Consider the following 16,888-nt stretch of genomic DNA (forward strand, 5'->3'; position numbering starts at 1 on the left):
AAAAACGTCAAATACCTCTGCTCCGCATATATGCAGGCAGATCAATCCTCTGCTCCAGCCACTCCCTCGTGAACCCTGTGACCACGATCGGCACTCTCCTCAGCTCCTCGACGTTTCTGGCCCCGACGAGGAACATGGCATTGCGGATCTCCTCTATGTAGCGCCTGAGGATTTTTATGACCCCTTCAACGTCGCCCTTGACAGCCGGCTTGAGGAGAGGCAGGGCAACCCCTGCGAAGGTGGCTCCCATGGCGAGAGCCTTCGCCATCGCTATACCGTCCCTCATCCCGCCTGTGGCTATTATTGGAAGTTCTGTGGCGTACCTAACTTCGGCAACGCTGATGGCGGTCTTTATCCCCCAGTCCCAGAAGCGGAGGGCCAAATCCTTCCCCAGCTCGTCCTTTGCCCGATAATACTCAACGCCGCTCCAGCTCGTCCCGCCGAGGCCGCCAACGTCTATCGCATCAATGCCGATGCTCTCCAGTTTTATCGCGACCTCCATGGAAACTCCCGCGCCTGTCTCCTTAGCTATTATCGGGTACGGGAACTCGGCCTTCAGCTCTGCCAGGGCGTTGAGAACACCCCTGTACTGGGTATCTCCCTCCGGCTGGACGCTCTCCTGGAGCGGGTTCATGTGAATTGCCAGAGCATCGGCCTGGATGGTCTCAACGGCCTTGAGCGCCTCCTCGATGCCGTAGCGCTCGGGAATCGTCTCGGAGAACTGGGGAGCGCCGAGGTTCCCAACGAGAAATACATCCGGGGCGACGTCCCTAACGTAGTAGCTCTCCCAGGTTTCGGGCTTCCTTATCATGGCCCTCTGACTTCCAACGCCCATCGGTATGTTGAGCTCCTGAGCGGCCTTCGCTAGCGTCTTGTTTATCTTCCCAGCCAGCTGAGAACCCTTCGTTCCTCCGGTCATTCCCGCTATGAAAATCGGGTAGTCGAACTTCCTTCCAAGGAACTCGACGCTCAAATCTATCTCGTCCTTATCTATCTCGGGAAGGCTCATGTGGACGAAGTGCACATCTTCAAAACCGTTGCTCACGTGAGCCTGAACGTTCCGCTTTAGGCAGTGCTCTATGTGCTCGAACTTTCTGATGACCGTGAGTTCTTCCTTATCAAAGGCCTGCATTCGCACCACCGAAGGGGAAAGGGGGGTGGAAGTTAAGAGGTTTTTGGAGCACCGGCTGGCGGTTTGACCCTCGATAATCTCCGCAAACGTTTATATATTTCAAAAACAAAGTTGACTTATTACGTTCTTATTCAAAAGGAGATGCGTATGATGTCAACCACCACTGGAACTGAAGAAAGCTATGCCCTGTTTATAGACCTCGACAGGGAAAAAGCCGTCAGGAAAAGACTGGCGCCTTCTGAAGTTAAAGCCTACCTCGGCGGCAGGGGCTTCAACTCAAGGAAGCTCTTTGAGATGGTCAATGGAAAGATAGACCCTCTCGGCCCGGAGAACGTTCTCGCCCTCGGAAACGGCACCTTCGCCGGCACTGTCCTTCCAATGACCAGCAGGCTCCACGTGAGCACAATATCCCCTCTCTCGGGGATACTCGGTGACGGGAACGCCGGCGGGGAGTTCGCGGCGATGATGCGGTATGCGGGCTACGACCAGATTGTCGTGCTCGGAAGGGCGGACAAACCGAAGTACGTCTGGATCGAAGATGAAACCGTCGAGTTCAGGGACGCGGAAGGACTGTGGGGGATGAAGACGGGGGAGCTGGTTGACGTCCTCCGTGATGAGCACGGGGACGATGTAAGTGTGGCCGGTATAGGACCGGCTGGAGAGAACCTCGTCAGGTTCGCCACCACCATGGTGGACAAGTACCACGCGGGGGCGAGGGGAAGCGGGGCCGTCTGGGGTTCTAAGAACCTCAAGGCGATAGCCATCAGGGGGACGAAGGGCGTTGAACCCGCCGACCCGGAGACCTTCTACGGGCTTGCCAAGGAGGATCTGGAGTACTTCAAGAGGAGCGAGTTCGTGAGGAAGATTTACTCCGTCATAGGTACCCACTATGGTCTTCTAAGCTGGCACCCGGGCTGGAGGTACTTCTCGAAATATCTCGGCCCTGACGAGCTTCCGAAGGGCCTTAGACCCGAGGATTTAGCAGCTTACGAAGTCGGCAGAACTCAGTGCTACTCCTGCCCCCTAGCCTGCAAGGACGTCTACTACCTTCCGAAAACTGGAGAATACGGCACGTCGAGCGAGTTCGAGTCCATCTACGCCCTCGGCTCGAACAACTGCATCACTGACACCGAGGCCGTCCTCCAGATGGAGCACATGGCGGACGAGTACGGGATGGACGTGATAACCCTCGGCGACACGATAGCCCTCGCGAGGCTTTTGCACGAGAGGGGAATCCTGAGCGACGAAGTTCTCGACGGCGTTTCCCTCGAATGGGGAGACGCTGAGGGGCAGATCGAGCTGGTTAGGATGACAGCCTACAGGAAGGGCTTTGGGAATATGATCGCAGAGGGCTACCGCAACTTCGCGAAGCTCGTCGACAGGGAGGCTCTGGCATACAGCTACGACGTGAAGGGTCTCAACAGGGGCTGGTACGAGGTCGATTTCATGAACGGAATCTTCACCCTCGCCCACGCCACCTCGACTAGGGGAGCAGACCACCTCAGGGGCCGCTCCTGGGCCTACTGGGAGAACGATGTCAACATGGACCCGGAAGCGGTAAGGGGAATGCTTGAGGCAGGGCTTCCCGATTACCGCGTCGATCCCGTTGGGGCGGTCATAGCGGGGGAGAGGGCCTGCACCCTAGCGGATTCCCTCGGAAGGTGTAAGGGTTCGATAAACATGTGGTTCCAGGCAGTTCCGCTCGTTTGGAAGTACCCAATCTTCAGGGGGACTGCGATGCTCCTCACGGCCTTCACGGGAATGGAGTTCAGTGAGAAGGACGTTGTTGAGGCCCTTGACAGGATATACCTGACGGAGATGGCCATAAACGTGAAGCAGGGCATCAGGAAGAAGCACTACAACGTGAAGTTTCCGCCCGAGCTGGCGAAGACCGAGAAGTTCAGGAGGCAGGAAAAGCGGCACTGGGAGATGGTGGACGAGTACCTCGAGAGGAGGGGCTGCGACGTGGAGACGGCCCGTCCAAAGGGGGAAACGCTGGAGAGGCTCGGCATTGGCTACGTGGCGGACGAGATAGAGGGAAAGGAGTTCCCTGAGTGGGACGGGCCAGCCCTCTGGCCGCTGGAGAGCTATCCTGGGGGTGAGTGAATGCAGATTCTGGGTATCATCTACGAGAACTGCACAGGTTGCCACCTGTGCGAGCTTGTATGCTCCTACACTCACGAGGGAGTCTTTAACCCGCTGCTCTCGAGGATAACCGTTCTGACGAAGCCAGAGGTTCAGGCCTCCGCCCCTGTCTACTGCCTCCAGTGCAGGGACGCCGCATGCGAGAGAGTCTGCCCGGTGGATGCAATCCACCTCGATGGAAAGGTCGGGGCTTATCTCATAGACTACTCCCGTTGCATAGGGTGTCGCGAGTGTGCCTATGCCTGCCCGTTTGGGGCCATAAGCTTCGACTTCGACGTCAAGCCGATAAAATGCGACCTATGCGGCGGCGATCCAGAGTGCGCCCAGGTCTGCCCCCGCGACGCGATAATTTATGGCCCGAAGGAGAAGGTCATGAGAGAGCTGAAGAAGGCCAAGGCCGCGGGGGTTTCCTACGGAATATACGGGCAACTATCAGGTGAACCTTCTCCTTATCGGACCAAAAAGGCCGAAGAGGCCACGGCACTCCTCAGGGAGATATGGAAAAGGAACGAGGGGCTTGAGCTGTGAACGGGAGAGAGTACCTCCTCCACGTCCTCTCTGAGAAATGCACGGGCTGCGGGGACTGTGTGGAAGCCTGCCCGATGGATGAGCCGGCGATAAGGATACCGGAGGTCTCCGGCGGCTGGGACGTCGTCGTATGCAGGCACTGCAGTCCAGCCCCATGCGTGGAGGCATGCGAGTTCGGGGCGCTCTGGGTGAAGGATGATGGAACGGTGTTCCTTGCCAGGGAGTTATGTACCTCCTGCAAGGCCTGCACCGCCGTCTGCCCTTTTGGGGCTGTTTTCCTTGGGACGACGGGAGAGATGGTCAAGTGCGACCTCTGTAAGGGAAAACCGAGGTGCGTGGAAGCCTGCAGGGAGGGGGCGCTCATTTACGATAGGTTCACTGAGAAAAAGGCCTTAATGGAGGAGAAGAAGCCGGTGAAGGAGCTTCTGGCCTTCAGGGGGCTGGTCTGAGGTGTCTCCAGGGGGAACGGTCATCATCGGGGGCGGCGTTGGAGGAATCTACACCGCTATGAACCTGATAAAGGAAGGGGTCGAGCCGGGGGAGATAACTCTCATCGCTAGGGAGTGGCCGCCCTACACGAGGCATAGGCTCGCGGAGTTTCTGGCATTGAGCGCGCCCTTCGATAGCATAGCCCTGAGGCTCGCCGGGAGGCTTCAAACGATGGGCGTTAATGTCTTGGAAGGGGCGGAGGCTCTTTCGCTGAACCCAAAGGAGCGGAGAGTTACGGTGAGACTCAACGGCAGAACTCTTGAAGTAAGCTTCACCAACCTCGTCATCGCGACCGGAGGGAGGCCGGCCGTTCCCCCGATTCCGGGCGTGAACCTCAAAGGCGTCATCTCCTTCCACGGGGTTGAGGATGTTGAGTTCCTCGAATCTCTGCCTGCTCAGGAGGATGTCGTTGTCATCGGAGCCGGCCTCGTGGGGCTGACGGCGGCGGTTGCCATGAGGAGGCGCGGGCAGGGGGTAACCGTCGTGGAGGCCAGGGAGAGGGTTCTTCCCGGACTGATCGAGCCGGGGCTTTCGGAGTTCGTCGAGGAGTATCTGAGGCGGGAAGGGCTTGAAGTCCTGACTTCAACCCTCGTCAAGAGGATTGAGGGGAGAGAAAGAGTCAAAGCTGTAGAGCTGAGCGATGGGGGAACCCTAAATGCCGGGGCGGTCGTTCTGGCGACGGGTGTGAGACCGAACTCGGCTCTCCTGAGGGACGATGGTAGGACCATCGAGGTGGACGGGCGCGGCGAGACTGCTATACCAGGGGTTTACGCCCTCGGCGACTGTGCCTTGAGCAGAGACTTCGTAACCGGGAAGTTCACATACAGACCGTTGGGCTTCGTTGCGGCCCACTACGCGAGAGTAGTTGCCAGAGCCATAACGGGGAAGCCCGTGGAGGGTAGGGGAGTAATCCCCACTATCTACGAGAAGATAGGCCGGCTGGATGTCTACAAGATCGGACTCGGGAAGGGAGAAGCCGAAGGGCTTGGGCTTTCAACGGAAGTTGAAGTTTATGGGGGCAAAAAATGGGCAGAAGCGAATCTGTTTGACTTAGAGGGCCGTCTGGTCGGCTGGCAGCGGGTTCAGGTGGGACACTTCCACTCCACTGGCTCTGCGAACGCATACCTCGCGATAAGGGGGATCCTGAGAGACAAGCTTATTAACCCCCTCGTTTAAGATCCAGGGGTGGTTCTATGGAGAGCAGCGTGAAAGAAGTTGTTCTTCTCACCGGCCCGCCGCTCAACGGCAGGGACGAGTACATAAGCGAGGCTCTCAAAAAAGCCAGTGGAGGGAGCTATGCCTACTACCACGTTTTTGACTACATCAGGGAAGTCGGCAAGGAGAGGGGAGTTAAAATAACCAGGAAGAACGTCCTCGACTTTGCCATAACCCACCAGGACTTGATGAACGAGATACGCGACGAAGCCTTTGAGCGGGTGAGGAGGGAGATAGATGAAAGCGACAGGGAGTATCACCTCGTTTCGACACCCAGTTTGTTCCGCTGGGGAAGCGGTAGCGTGATAGGCTTCACCACCAGCAACCTCAAGCTCCTGAAGCCGAACCGCGTGATCATAATCCTCGACGATGTCCTCTCGGTCAGGAGGCGGATCATCAACGATCCCGAGTGGTTCGAGCGCTTTGGAAACGACCCCGAGAACATAAAGCTCACAACCCTCGTCATGTGGCGGGAGGATGCCATCAACCACGTGAAGACCCTCGTCCACGAGCTCAAGAAGGAGGGGCTGGAAGTCCGCTACATTCTCCAGTTCGGCATAAGGCACCCTCCTGAAGTGTTCCTCGACCTTCTGTTCCACGAGAGGGAGAAGCCCCTCGTGTACCTAAGCTACCCTATGACGGGCCACGAGGATGAGTACTACCACCGTGTCAGGGGCTTTTACTCCAAACTCAGCGAGCACTTCACTGTCCTCGATCCAGGGGCCCTCGACGACTGGTGGGTCGTCGCCGAGTACGACGCTCAGGTCAACGCCGATCCATCGATAAAGCGCATTAAGATAAAGCACCTCCTGGATGGTGAGGAGGTTGAGGAGCTGGACAGGGAGGACATAGAGCAGGCGACCGACATACTGAGGAGACAGCTAGTCGAGAGGGACTTCAACCTCGTCGATGTCAGCAAGGCTATAGCGGTCTACCACTACGCTGAGGGCGTCTCTGCGGGCGTTATCAGCGAGATGGCCGAAGCTTACAGGACGCTGGCGGCAATATACCTCTACTACCCGTTCAAGAGGAGGCCAAGCCCGTTCATGGAGTTCTACGGCATGCAGAACCCATCGCGGAGGACGATGTTCAAGGACGAGGACGAGATGATAAACGCAATGGTGGAGGAGAAGGAGTACTGGGCGAAGGTCTGAATCTTCTCGTGTTTTCATTCCCCCGAAAAAGACCTAAAAAGGGAGACACTCAGAACACTTGGTCGAACTCACTCTTTAACTCCTCGTATGCTTTTCTCTTATCTTTCCTGTCGAAATCGCAGGGGAGAACCTCGTCCCATCCCACTCCATCGAAGAGGGGCCTTTCGTTGGTGGAGAAGAGCAGGTAGCGGTCGACGTGGTACCTGAAGGATGCGTAGTGATTGGCGAATCTTGCCATGCCCTCGTGCCTTCTGCCCATTATTAGGGTGTAGAAGAACTGGGCTACGAGCACCAGCCCTGCGACAATCCCCAGTGCATAAAAAATGAACCCGTACATGATCGCAAGCGGAATCCTCAACAGGGCTTCTACTCTTTCTCCCAAGGTTTTACCCTCCTGATTACGATTCAGGAAGGTATCAAGAGAATCATTTAAAAAGTTAACGCCGCGCTTTTGTAATGGCGATGGAACAGAAACAAGAAACGAAGAGAAAAGGGAGGAGAATCACTTCTTCACCCATCCGCGGTCCTTCATGGCCTGGTAAACCCTGCTGACCGCGACGACGTAGGCGGCGTCCCTCATGTGGATGTTCTTGTCCTTGTGGGTGTTGTAGACCTCCCAGAAGGCCTTGGTCATCTTCTTGTCGAGCTTCTCGCGGACCTCCTCCTCGGTCCAGTAGTAGCCGTTTATGTTCTGGACCCACTCGAAGTAGCTGACGGTGACGCCACCGGCGTTGCACAGGAAGTCCGGAATCTGGAGGATGCCCTTCTCGCGGAGGATGTCGTCTGCCTCTGGCGTAACTGGACCGTTGGCAACCTCGGCGACGATCTTGGCCTTGATGTTGTCGGCGTTCTTCTCGGTGATGACCTCTTCGATAGCTGCCGGAGCGAGGACGTCTACCTCGAGCTCGAGGAGCTCCTCGTTGGTGATGTTGGTCGCTCCTGGGAAGTCCTTAACTGAGCCGTGCTCCCTCTTCCACTTGAGAACCTCGTCCGGGTCGAGGCCGTCCGGGTTGTAGATGCCGCCGCGGCTGTCGCTGACGGCGACGACGGTCATGCCGAGCTGCTCCTTGGCGAGCTTGGCGGTGTAGTAGCCGGCGTTACCATAGCCCTGGACGGCGATCTTCTTGCCCTTGAGGTCGATGCCGAGGGCCTTGGCGGCCTCCCTGATGGTGAATATTGCACCCTGGGCTGTTGCTGTACCCCTACCGAGTGAACCGCCAATGCTGAGCGGCTTTCCAGTGATGACACCGAAGGCCGGGCCCTTCCTCCTCATTATTGTTTCATACTCGTCCATCATCCAGCCCATGATCTTCGGGTTGGTGTAGACGTCGGGAGCCGGAATGTCGGTCCACGGACCGATGACGTCATAAACGGCCCTTATGTAAGCGCGAGCGAGCCTCTCCTGCTCCCTCTCGGAGAGCTCCTTCGGGTTGACGATGATGCCACCCTTACCTCCACCGTAGGGGAGGTCGACAACTGCAACCTTCCAGGTCATCCAGGTAGCGAGGGCCTTAACGGTGCTGAGGGTCTCGGCCGGGTGCCACCTTATACCACCCTTGGTCGGGCCGCGAGCCCAGTTGTGCTGAACGCGGAAACCGGTGAAAACCTTAACAGAACCGTCGTCCATCTCTATCGGAACGCTAACTTCGACGATCCTCATGGGCTTCTTAAGCCACTCGAGGGCCTCTTCGCTTATGTCCATGTACTGAGCAGCCCTCTCAAGCTGCTTAACGGCCATCTCAAACGGGTCAATCTCGACCATCTGTACCACCTCAGTTTCGGTAATCTGCGAAACGGGTTAAGGCGTTTACATATATAAACCTTTCGATAAAATGGCTGGAAAAGGGTCTGTTTAAAACAAAAAGTTAACTACTGAAATTTTCCAGTGAAAGAGCCCTTTTCATCAAAGATTCAGCCAAAAGGAGCGATGTGCATCGAGGATTTTGTATACATTAGAGAACGTTTAAGTTCATCGGAGTCCATAAAAATAAAGGGATGTCCTCAGCGAGAAGTCGGTCATCATCTTTCAGCTCACTCTCGTTTCAATCATCGGACAAAAATAGTCCGGGGGCAGATTAAAAGGATTTTTGGTTCGTCTCACTCACCCTCATGCCACTTAAACGACGGTGAAAGCGGCGCTGAAGCTTTTGGGAAAAGCTTCATCACAAGTTTGGATGTTTTTGAGAATCGGCCTTTTTGATAAGTGAATTCTGCGGAAAACTGGTATGGTGGGCGGGTTTGTTTTCCTTTAACGCCCGGAGGGCGTTGTACTATGAGTAAACATCTTGAAAAACCGCTGATTAAATGTGAGAACTACTGAAAACCCAGCACCCTAAGGGGACATTCCTTCTTGATGAAACTTTGCAGGGCAAAGTTTCTATGGAGCCCCGGGCGGGATTTGAACCCGCGACCGGCGGATTACAAGTCCGCCGCCCCGCCAGGCTAGGCTACCGGGGCACCGTTCTAAGGAGCCCCATGAAAAATATAAATCTTTCGGCTTTTCCGAAAATGTTTTAATGTTTGCCTTCCTGTTAAACTTTGGTGTTTAAAATGAAGAGCTTCCTCACTGATCAGCAGGTTAGGATTCTCCGGTTGAGGGCGAAGGGGCTGAGACAGAGCGAGATAGCCGAACTCCTCGGTACCAGCAGGGCCAACATAAGCATACTGGAGAAAAGGGCCCTCGAAAAGGTGGAGAAAGCGAGGAACACCCTTTTGATCTGGGAGCAGATCAACGCGCGACTCAGCGTTGAGGTGAGGGAGGGAGAGGATATATTTGATGTTCCTGAGAGGCTCTTTAAAAAAGCCGACGAGCTTGGGATAAAGGTTCCGTACAGCACGGCGGAAATAATAGCGTTTCTCGTGGAGCACGCTCCCGTCCACGACAGGCTCGCGAAGAGGGACTTCACGCTCTTTCTCGACGCCAGGGACAGGCTCAGGATAAGCGAGTGTCTACTTGAGGACTTCGATGAGATAGGGAAGCACAAGGGAGGTAAAGACGCCGTTTAGGGCCATCGCCAGGCCGCTCACTGCTCCAGCAAGCTCGTCGTCCAGGATTATCCTGGCCGTGCCGAGGCCGTGGGAAGTGACTCCCATAGCTAAACCTCTGGCTATTCTGTCCCTAACCCCTGCCGCGCTGAGAAGTTCAACACCTATCGCGTTGCCCAGTATTCCCGTGAGGATCACCAGAACTGCAGTAAGGGCAGGAATTCCACCTATCTTCTCGCTGACCCCTATTGCTATGGCAGTCGTCACGCTCTTCGGCGCTATGCTGAGGAGGACTTCGCCGCCCCCGCCAAGGATTTTTGCGATGTAGAAGGCGCTCAGAATCGCCACGCTTCCTCCGGCGACGATCCCAATGCTTATCTCCCGCGCGTAGGCCTTTATCGTCTCCCTCCCCCTGTAGACTGGGATCGCGAGGCTGACCACAGCGGGCCCCAGCAGGAACTTCAGTATGACCGCGCTCTCCATGTAGGATTCGTATGAAAACCCGCCCACCCAGAGGAGGGACGCTATCGTGAGTATCGAGAGGAGAACGGGGTTGGTGTAGAAGGCTCTCCTCCTCGCGTGGAGTTCAGAGAAGAGGTAGAAGACGATCAGTGTTACTGCTATCCCGTAGGGGTTCATTCTTTTTCCCTCCTCATGAGCTCTACGGTCTTTGCGGTGACTAGAATGGTGATCAGAAAGCTTATCACCAGCGCCCCGAAGACCGGAATGGCCTGGCTCTTGAGCAGACCAACGTAAGTCACTATCCCGACCCCGGGTGGGACGAACATGACGCTCATGTTCCTCACGAAGAGCTCCGCCTCGTCCTCGACCCACTCAAGCTTCACCACGCCGCCGAGGAGCGCACCCAACAGGTAGAGCATGCCGAGGACGCTGCCGGGGATGGGGAGGTTCAGCGAGGAACTGGTAAACTCGCCCAGCGTGTAGAAGCCGAAGATTATGGCCAGTCCGCGGTAGGGCTTCATAATTCACGTTGCGGTGTTGGGGTATAAAAGCCTCCCGAAGGCGAAAGGCCCATAAGGACGGACGCTTTAACACTCCCGGTGATACCATGCTCCTCGGGAACTACCGTTTTCCAGGGAGGTACGGCCCCGAGTGGGGCAGCGGTGGAATTTTCGGCCTGAGGTATCACAACGGGACTCTGTACTTCACGCTGGCTTTCGAGGCAGAAGCACATTTCATCGACATGAAAAGTAGTGAAGAGAGAACCTACGACTTCACCCTCGTTGGAGATGCCCCAACGAGCGGCGGCGACACCTACAACGCCGTTGAAACCGTTGACGAGTTCATCTACTTCGGCGGCTGGGTTCACGCCCCGGCGGTCTATCGGGAGGACAGGAGGATACTCTTCCACAACAAGTACTCCCACGTGCACGCCTACGACACTGAAGAGGGATCGATAAAGCTCCTCTGGAAGGAATCAATACATCACGAGACGGATTGGGCCGGTGAGGTGAGTGACATTACCTACGACCCGTACAACGACAGGCTCCTGCTCGCGAGGGAAGATGGGCACAAAAACCTCGGCGTCTACTCCCTGGACAGGAGGACGGGGAAGGCCGAACCCCTCTTAACCGAGCCTTCCCCCAAGGGAACGCGCGTCCACGACGTTACCTTTTTTGGTGTTGGGAACAACTTCACAGAGGGGCTGAGGGGGTTCAGGGCGCTCGACCTGATAAGTGGGAAGTGGGACTCTTTCAAGCCTGGAAAGAGCGTGGACGGGAGGCCCTACGAGAGACCCGAGCTCGGGGCAATGTCTTCAGCTTACAACCGGATCTTCGCCTTCGTTCGCGGCGGGCTCTTCGCTGGCAACCCGTACATGGGCGAAGAGTTCGCCTTCTACCGCCTCTTTGACTTCCCGACGTTCTACGCGCCTTTCCGCGTGAACGCGATAAACGCCGGCGGTGGAATCCTAACGGCCTTCAACGCTCACCACGATGCGACATATAGGAGGAACCCAGCCGACGCTGGAATGGGCTGGGACTTCACGAATAACATCGTGGGACCGAGCGTTCTCGTTTACATCGCTCCGCCGATGGTGAAGATAGTTGGAACCTTTGGGGCCAGGGTAACGAGCATTGAGAAGATGGACGGGAAGATTCTGATAGCGGCTAACACGGCTCCAAACACCGGGGCGATTGAGGCGACACCCTTCGACACCGGGAACCGTGACATAGTGGTTCTGGACGAGAAGGTACTCCAAGATAGGCCGCCGGCGGTGAGCTTTTCAGTCCCCCTGGGCCTCCTGAGAAAGGCGAGAAAAAGAACCTTTGGGGGCATTCCCCTCGATGGATACAGGAGCGCCAGGGCAATCTTTTACGTGAAGGACGACGTGAAGCTGAAGGTTTATGAGTACGACCTCTCGCTCCCCGGGGAAACGGCAGAAGAAGAAACCCTTGATCTCAAGGCCGGAAGAAACGTGGTTGATCTGAGGACTTTCTCAGGGGCCGTCAGCTTCGAGTTGGAAAAAGAGGTAGAAGGGAGGGTAAGGATAGAGCTCCTCTGAGTTTCTTTTTTACAGTTTGAACTTGCTGATGATGTCCCTTAGCTTCCCAACGATGGCTTTCAGATCATTGGCAGCCCTCTGGAGTTCTTCTATTGCCGCAGTCTGCTCCTCGACTGCTGAGCTGACTTCTTCTGCCGAGGCAGTGGTTTCTTCAGCACTGGCAGCCAAATTCTCCAAGGCTTTAAGAGCCTTATCAACCTCCTCCTGCGTCCTAATAATCTGCTCCTTCACATGCCCAAGCCTAGCCCCAGTATCACTAATCAACTCAGCAATATTCGTCAAGTACTCAGTAGTCTCCCTAAGAGTCTCCGAAGACTCACCAACAACACTAACACCCTTCTGCGTAGCATTCACAGCATCCCTAATCTCCTCAGTCATCTTAGCAATAATGTCCTTAATGTTGTCCGCAGCCTTCTTACTCTCCTCTGCAAGGTTTCTAATCTCCTGAGCGACAACAGCAAAACCCCTGCCAGCTTCTCCAGCCCTGGCCGCTTCAATAGCAGCATTGAGGGCCAGCAAATTAGTCTGTTCTGCAATACCAGTAATCACGTTCGTGATCTCTTCAATGCTCCTGCTCATCTCGTTGACCCTGCTGACGGCATGCTCGATCTCGCCCATCATTTCTTGGATACTCTGGATCTGCTGGGCTGAGACTTCACCCTTCTCTTTTCCTTCTTCGGCAATGTTGACGACCTCGTTCACTGCCCCCTCAAATTCTTCCATTGCTCTGACGCTTTCTTCGCTCATGTCAGCCACTAATCTCATGCCTTCGGTGATTTCGTTGATGTTCTCCTGCTGGCGCTGAGCTTCAATACTAACCTGCTGCACGGCTTCATTCACCTGATTGATGGCCTCAGTAACATCACTCGAAACCTGGGCAAGGACGTTTGCCCTCTTGTCCAGCTCGTTCGTGACGTTAACGATCTCACCGATGAGACCTTTGAGCCTGTGGGTTGTGTCCCTCAGGTCCTCAAGAACATCCCTCAGTTCACCTTTTGCTTCAACGCTCAGCCCGTTGCTTAAGTCGCCCTCAGCAAGGCGCTCAAGTTTGGCAGCTATGGTGTCTAGGGCTCCAACGAGGTCCTTCCCCACGGATTCGAAGGCTTTTATGAGCGCTCCAATTTCGTCGTCCTCGAGGTACTGTATCCGCTTGAGCCTCTCCCTGACTTCACTCAGCCTTCCATCTGCCAAGGCCTGTGCCACGTCGCGGAGCTGTTCTAGGGGCTTTAGTGTGCTGTTTATAGTCTTGTAGGCAATGCCCAGGATGACCAGGCCGAAGATCGCGGCGAGAATCGAGCCAAGGAAGGCATTCTTTATACCTGCGTCCACGTCTGAATTTATCTCTTTAGTCACCTTATCCGTGTTTTCTTTGAGGGATGCATCTATGGCGTTCATCATTGGATCAGTGAGCTCGTGTATGGGGACTGTTGCCAGAACTATCCAGCCTGTTGTTTTCATCCTCTTGTAGCCCGCTATCTTGTCCACACCTTTGAAGGTGTACCTGACCCAGCCGGTATCTTTGTTCTTGTCGAGTTCATCGGCGAGGCTTGCCAGGTTTGGATCGTCGTGAATGTTGAGCTTCTGGACGAGGCTCTCATCGGGATGGACTATGATAGTCCCGTCCTTGTTGGAAATCGCTATGTACCCGCTCTGGCCTATCTTTATCTGCTTGGCCTGCTCTATCAGAGTGGAGACGAAAACATCAACGCCGATGACACCAACGAACTTGCCGTTGATGTAGACAGGCTCCGAGAAGGTCACTATCCATTTGCCAGTTGACGCGTCTTTGTAAGGCTCCGTCCACACCGGGCCGTTCTTCGAAACCGCTTCCTTGTACCATGGCCTCACGCGGGGATCGTATCCCTCAGGAAGCGGCTCGTCGGGCCACATGTACATTCCACCGGTAGTGCTTCCGAAGTAGACGTAGGCGACGTTGGAATCAAGGTTCTTGACCATCTCAAAGCGCTTGAGCAGAAACGCTTTGAACTGAGGGTCGCTTTCGTCGTACTTCGAATACGCCTCCTGAACGTCTTGAACGGCTACATCGCCCATCATGCGCATCTTGTCAAAGTAGTCGTCGAAGAGCTTGGCCCCCAGCTCGGCCGCACTTATGGCTATAGTACCTGCTTCCTCAGTGACCGGCTTCTGGACGCTTTTTTCCATTTCCTTGGGCAGGACTTCGTTGAGCTGAACGTGAAGCGTTTGGTGGATACTGTCCCTCATCCTGAGCGTTGAGTACCCGACGGTGGCAGTACCAATGAGAAGTGTTATAAGAACTGCGGCTATTATGGTCACAGCTATCTTCTTTCGGAACTGCAACGGGATCACCTCCACTCCTGAAAGCTCTAGAAGTAGTTTATGACTTTAATTGTTAAATTTCTTTTGTGTAGGGACTTGTGTAGGTGGTTACGATGATGAGAGGGGAGAACACATGAAATAAAAACAGAACAAGGATAGTTAGGAACGGCTAAGAATGGGAGAAAACGTTGTTCCAGCTCATGCTCTCCTCCACGAGTTCGGCCACTGTGAGCCTCTTCAGCGACTTTATCTCCGGCTCAAGGTCTTTCAGGAGTTCGGTGAGCTGGTCTTTATCCATCTGCTCTTCGTCGAAGATGACAAAGCCGTTTTTGGAGTAGCCGTTGAGGAAAACCCTCCAGATGCGGGTGTCTTTTTCAAGTTCGTACTGCTTTATCTGGGCACTCTCGGGGTTTATCTTCCCGAACTTAAGGTCGAGCCTCACGAGGTTTTTCTTGAGGACGGTCTCGCTCATTCCAACCACCTCACTCCCTGTTCAGGCCGAAGTAGTCCTCAATATCTATGTAGGTCTTCCGGTAGACCTCGCTGTTCCTCATCTTCTCCACGAACTCCTTTGAGCGGAAGTACTTGTCCTTCTTGTAGTCCCAGTCTGGGTGCAGGGCCTTCCACTCCTCCCAAGTGTAGCTGAACTGGGCCTGCACCTTGTCCCTGTAGAGCTCTGGGATGACGTTGAAGGTACAGAACGGAACGATTCTTCCGTCGGGCATCGCGTAGTGGATGACGCAGCGCTCAACCCTCTCAACGTCGTAGTTGTACTCGTCCATGAAGTGCATCATTCCGATGAAGAGGGCGTTTTCGTGGAACTTTCCGAGGGCGTCGTAGTTGCCGTGCATGAAGGCGTTCTTTATGAGGTCGAGAACCTTGAGGCCCTTGGGAGCGTACTTCTCGTCATAGAAGCTCTTGAACTTCATGAATATCTCAGCGCCGAGCTTGAGCTTTCTCAGCTTGCCCATGGTCTTCCACTGCTCTACTTCTTCCGCCTTCTCTTCAAGGAACTCGACGAAGCCCTCAACGTCGAGGAACCTCGGGATGGGCGTAACCCTCTTGTTCTCCCTGTCGAGGAAGACGTAGGTGGCGGCCCCGCAGGCGAAGTGGCTTGTCATGTAGTACTTGCTTCCGGTGAAGGCCTCAAAAAACCTTGCTATATGACCAGCTATCGGTATCGGGTACCAGTCGTCCTTGGATATAGCCCCGTTGGTCTGCTCTTCTATCCTCCTGATGGCGCCTGGTATCGTTATCCTGAACCTCTGACGCTCCTTCTTCGGAACCCTGCCGACCTGTGAAATCGGCTGGAAGTTTACACCGCGGACTATGTCGAGGTGGTTTAGTCCAAAGTTGATTATAGCTCCTAACTCGTGGTCGTTGACGTTTCTTATCGTTGTCGGGACAAGGACTATTCCCGGCCCACCAGCCTTTCTGACGTTCTCGAAAATGAGGGGAATCTCCCAGTGGTTCTTCCAGTTGGTTTGGGGTGTCATTCCGTCGTAGCTGAGGTAGAGGGTGTTCGTTCCGGCTTCCCTTATCCTCTTAACGAGTTCAGGATCGAAGGCGAGCTTTATTCCATCGGTGTTGAGCTGGACGTGATCATAACCTTCCTCCTTTGCCATCTTGAGGATTTCGATGAGGTCTTCCCTAAGGGTGGGCTCTCCGCCCGTGAACTGGACTGCGTTGGCGCCTATTGGGTGCTCCTTCTTCGCATTCCTGAGCATCATTCTTATCTGCTCGAGGGTGGGCTCGTAGATCGGCTGGCCCTCCTTGGCATAGAAGAAGCAGTACCAGCAGCTCAGGTTGCAACGGTTGGTGAGGACGATGTTGAGCAGACTAGTGTGCGAGCGGTGTCTGGGGCAGAGGCCGCAGTCGAGGGGGCAGTTGACGCCGCTGTTCTCGACGTTGGCGCTGAAGAGCTCTTTCTCCTCCCATCTCCATCTCTTGAAGCGGTTGTACTGCTCAACGTCCTCGTAGTAGAGGTCGGTTATCAAGCCCTCAGGGCACTTTTTTGTTATCCACACTTTGCCGTCCTTCTCCCAGACGAGGGCAGGTACAACCCTCCTTGTCTCGGGACAGAGGGAATACGTCCTGTGGGGGAGCTCTCCCCCATAGCCCCTGCTGGCCTTTTTCAATCCTTCATAAAACTCATCCTCGCTTATCTCAGGAAACTCAACGATGTCCCTTATCCTCTTAGTTGATTCCGCGAACTCTTTCTCCCCGCTGGGGATTTCACCAATGTTCTCGGCCATGATTCATCACCTTCTCTCGACAACTTCAGCTTCTAGGCGTTGGTTCAATTTGAGGGTATAAAAGCTTTTGCGTAAATATGAAGATTTTACTTCATAGGTATGGGGCATTTTTGGGTATTCCGCCTGCACAAGCGTTAAAAACACACCGATGAATCACCGGTGG

The 16,888-nt window shown here is 55.0% G+C and carries 15 protein-coding genes and 1 tRNA gene; 7 read left to right on the top strand and 9 right to left on the bottom strand.

All coding sequences use genetic code 11. The features are described 5' to 3' along the window. Positions 1–7: 7 nt before the first annotated feature. Positions 8–1,132 carry a type 2 isopentenyl-diphosphate Delta-isomerase gene (gene fni, locus A3L09_RS03560; protein WP_088857653.1) on the bottom strand — a complete coding sequence of 375 codons (1,125 nt, stop codon included), beginning with the start codon at positions 1,130–1,132 and terminating at the stop codon, positions 8–10. A 141-nt stretch (positions 1,133–1,273) separates the two neighbouring features. Here fni and A3L09_RS03565 point away from each other — a divergent pair, with 141 nt between their 5' ends. The 5 genes from A3L09_RS03565 to A3L09_RS03585 are packed head-to-tail and all read left to right on the top strand — an operon-like array spanning position 1,274 to position 6,663. Continuing rightward, a complete protein-coding gene (locus tag A3L09_RS03565; RefSeq protein ID WP_232473571.1) occupies positions 1,274–3,238 on the top strand; it encodes an aldehyde ferredoxin oxidoreductase family protein in 1,965 nt (654 codons plus the stop codon). Continuing rightward, on the top strand, positions 3,239–3,805 hold the full coding sequence (locus A3L09_RS03570) for a 4Fe-4S dicluster domain-containing protein (protein ID WP_088857654.1): 567 nt from the start codon (positions 3,239–3,241) through the stop codon (positions 3,803–3,805). Then, positions 3,802–4,254: a 4Fe-4S binding protein gene (locus A3L09_RS03575; RefSeq protein WP_088857655.1), complete on the top strand. Its 453-nt coding sequence runs from the start codon at positions 3,802–3,804 to the stop codon at positions 4,252–4,254. Before A3L09_RS03570 ends, A3L09_RS03575 begins: the two co-directional genes overlap by 4 nt. Before the next feature lies 1 nt (position 4,255). After that, on the top strand, positions 4,256–5,470 hold the full coding sequence (locus tag A3L09_RS03580; protein ID WP_088857656.1) for an NAD(P)/FAD-dependent oxidoreductase: 1,215 nt from the start codon (positions 4,256–4,258) through the stop codon (positions 5,468–5,470). A gap of 29 nt (positions 5,471–5,499) precedes the next feature. Next, positions 5,500–6,663 carry a hypothetical protein gene (locus A3L09_RS03585; protein WP_088858972.1) on the top strand — a complete coding sequence of 388 codons (1,164 nt, stop codon included), beginning with the start codon at positions 5,500–5,502 and terminating at the stop codon, positions 6,661–6,663. Positions 6,664–6,712: 49 nt separating this feature from the next. Here the strand turns inward: A3L09_RS03585 and A3L09_RS03590 are convergent, their stop codons facing one another. From A3L09_RS03590 to A3L09_RS03600, 3 genes are all read right to left on the bottom strand, one after another. Next, complete coding sequence (locus tag A3L09_RS03590) at positions 6,713–7,045, bottom strand: DUF4389 domain-containing protein (protein WP_088857657.1); 333 nt, start codon at positions 7,043–7,045, stop codon at positions 6,713–6,715. Between the two features lie 120 nt (positions 7,046–7,165). Next, a complete protein-coding gene (gdhA, locus tag A3L09_RS03595) occupies positions 7,166–8,425 on the bottom strand; it encodes a glutamate dehydrogenase (protein ID WP_088857658.1) in 1,260 nt (419 codons plus the stop codon). 618 nt (positions 8,426–9,043) lie between these two features. Beyond that, a tRNA-Thr gene (locus A3L09_RS03600) sits at positions 9,044–9,120 on the bottom strand. 93 nt (positions 9,121–9,213) lie between these two features. Between A3L09_RS03600 and A3L09_RS03605 the strand changes: the two genes are divergently transcribed. Then, the gene (locus A3L09_RS03605; protein ID WP_088857659.1) at positions 9,214–9,669 is read left to right on the top strand and encodes a Tfx family DNA-binding protein; all 456 of its coding nucleotides are present in this window, start codon (positions 9,214–9,216) and stop codon (positions 9,667–9,669) included. Here A3L09_RS03605 and A3L09_RS03610 read toward each other — a convergent pair. Both A3L09_RS03610 and A3L09_RS03615 read right to left on the bottom strand, forming a co-directional pair. Next, positions 9,613–10,287 carry a CidB/LrgB family autolysis modulator gene (locus tag A3L09_RS03610; protein WP_088857660.1) on the bottom strand — a complete coding sequence of 225 codons (675 nt, stop codon included), beginning with the start codon at positions 10,285–10,287 and terminating at the stop codon, positions 9,613–9,615. The two genes, A3L09_RS03605 and A3L09_RS03610, sit on opposite strands and share 57 nt — an antisense overlap. Then, positions 10,284–10,631, bottom strand: coding sequence for a CidA/LrgA family protein (locus A3L09_RS03615; RefSeq protein WP_088857661.1), 348 nt, complete (start codon positions 10,629–10,631; stop codon positions 10,284–10,286). Before A3L09_RS03615 ends, A3L09_RS03610 begins: the two co-directional genes overlap by 4 nt. Before the next feature lie 86 nt (positions 10,632–10,717). Between A3L09_RS03615 and A3L09_RS03620 the strand changes: the two genes are divergently transcribed. Next, positions 10,718–12,172 carry a DUF2139 domain-containing protein gene (locus tag A3L09_RS03620; RefSeq protein WP_088857662.1) on the top strand — a complete coding sequence of 485 codons (1,455 nt, stop codon included), beginning with the start codon at positions 10,718–10,720 and terminating at the stop codon, positions 12,170–12,172. Positions 12,173–12,181: 9 nt separating this feature from the next. On the opposite strand, the gene A3L09_RS03625 is transcribed toward A3L09_RS03620, so the two are convergent. The 3 genes from A3L09_RS03625 to tes all read right to left on the bottom strand — a co-directional run bounded on the left by A3L09_RS03625 (position 12,182) and on the right by tes (position 16,725). Continuing rightward, positions 12,182–14,491: a methyl-accepting chemotaxis protein gene (locus A3L09_RS03625; protein ID WP_088857663.1), complete on the bottom strand. Its 2,310-nt coding sequence runs from the start codon at positions 14,489–14,491 to the stop codon at positions 12,182–12,184. Positions 14,492–14,639: 148 nt separating this feature from the next. Beyond that, positions 14,640–14,942, bottom strand: a complete 303-nt coding sequence (locus A3L09_RS03630) for a DUF3213 domain-containing protein (protein WP_088857664.1) — start codon at positions 14,940–14,942, stop codon at positions 14,640–14,642. Between the two features lie 10 nt (positions 14,943–14,952). Continuing rightward, the gene (gene tes, locus A3L09_RS03635) at positions 14,953–16,725 is read right to left on the bottom strand and encodes a tetraether lipid synthase Tes (RefSeq protein WP_088857665.1); all 1,773 of its coding nucleotides are present in this window, start codon (positions 16,723–16,725) and stop codon (positions 14,953–14,955) included. Positions 16,726–16,888 lie beyond the last annotated feature (163 nt).

This window comes from Thermococcus profundus (assembly GCF_002214585.1).
In the GTDB taxonomy this organism is placed as follows: domain Archaea; phylum Methanobacteriota_B; class Thermococci; order Thermococcales; family Thermococcaceae; genus Thermococcus; species Thermococcus profundus.

Coding starts and splice junctions, on each gene's coding strand:
- A3L09_RS03615 (WP_088857661.1), bottom strand. CDS start 10,631: ATGAAGCCCTACCGCGGACTGGCCATAATCTTCGGCTTCTACACGCTG.
- A3L09_RS03630 (WP_088857664.1), bottom strand. CDS start 14,942: ATGAGCGAGACCGTCCTCAAGAAAAACCTCGTGAGGCTCGACCTTAAG.
- A3L09_RS03570 (WP_088857654.1), top strand. CDS start 3,239: ATGCAGATTCTGGGTATCATCTACGAGAACTGCACAGGTTGCCACCTG.
- A3L09_RS03620 (WP_088857662.1), top strand. CDS start 10,718: ATGCTCCTCGGGAACTACCGTTTTCCAGGGAGGTACGGCCCCGAGTGG.
- A3L09_RS03565 (WP_232473571.1), top strand. CDS start 1,274: ATGCGTATGATGTCAACCACCACTGGAACTGAAGAAAGCTATGCCCTG.
- A3L09_RS03605 (WP_088857659.1), top strand. CDS start 9,214: ATGAAGAGCTTCCTCACTGATCAGCAGGTTAGGATTCTCCGGTTGAGG.
- gdhA (WP_088857658.1), bottom strand. CDS start 8,425: ATGGTCGAGATTGACCCGTTTGAGATGGCCGTTAAGCAGCTTGAGAGG.
- fni (WP_088857653.1), bottom strand. CDS start 1,132: ATGCAGGCCTTTGATAAGGAAGAACTCACGGTCATCAGAAAGTTCGAG.
- tes (WP_088857665.1), bottom strand. CDS start 16,725: ATGGCCGAGAACATTGGTGAAATCCCCAGCGGGGAGAAAGAGTTCGCG.
- A3L09_RS03610 (WP_088857660.1), bottom strand. CDS start 10,287: ATGAACCCCTACGGGATAGCAGTAACACTGATCGTCTTCTACCTCTTC.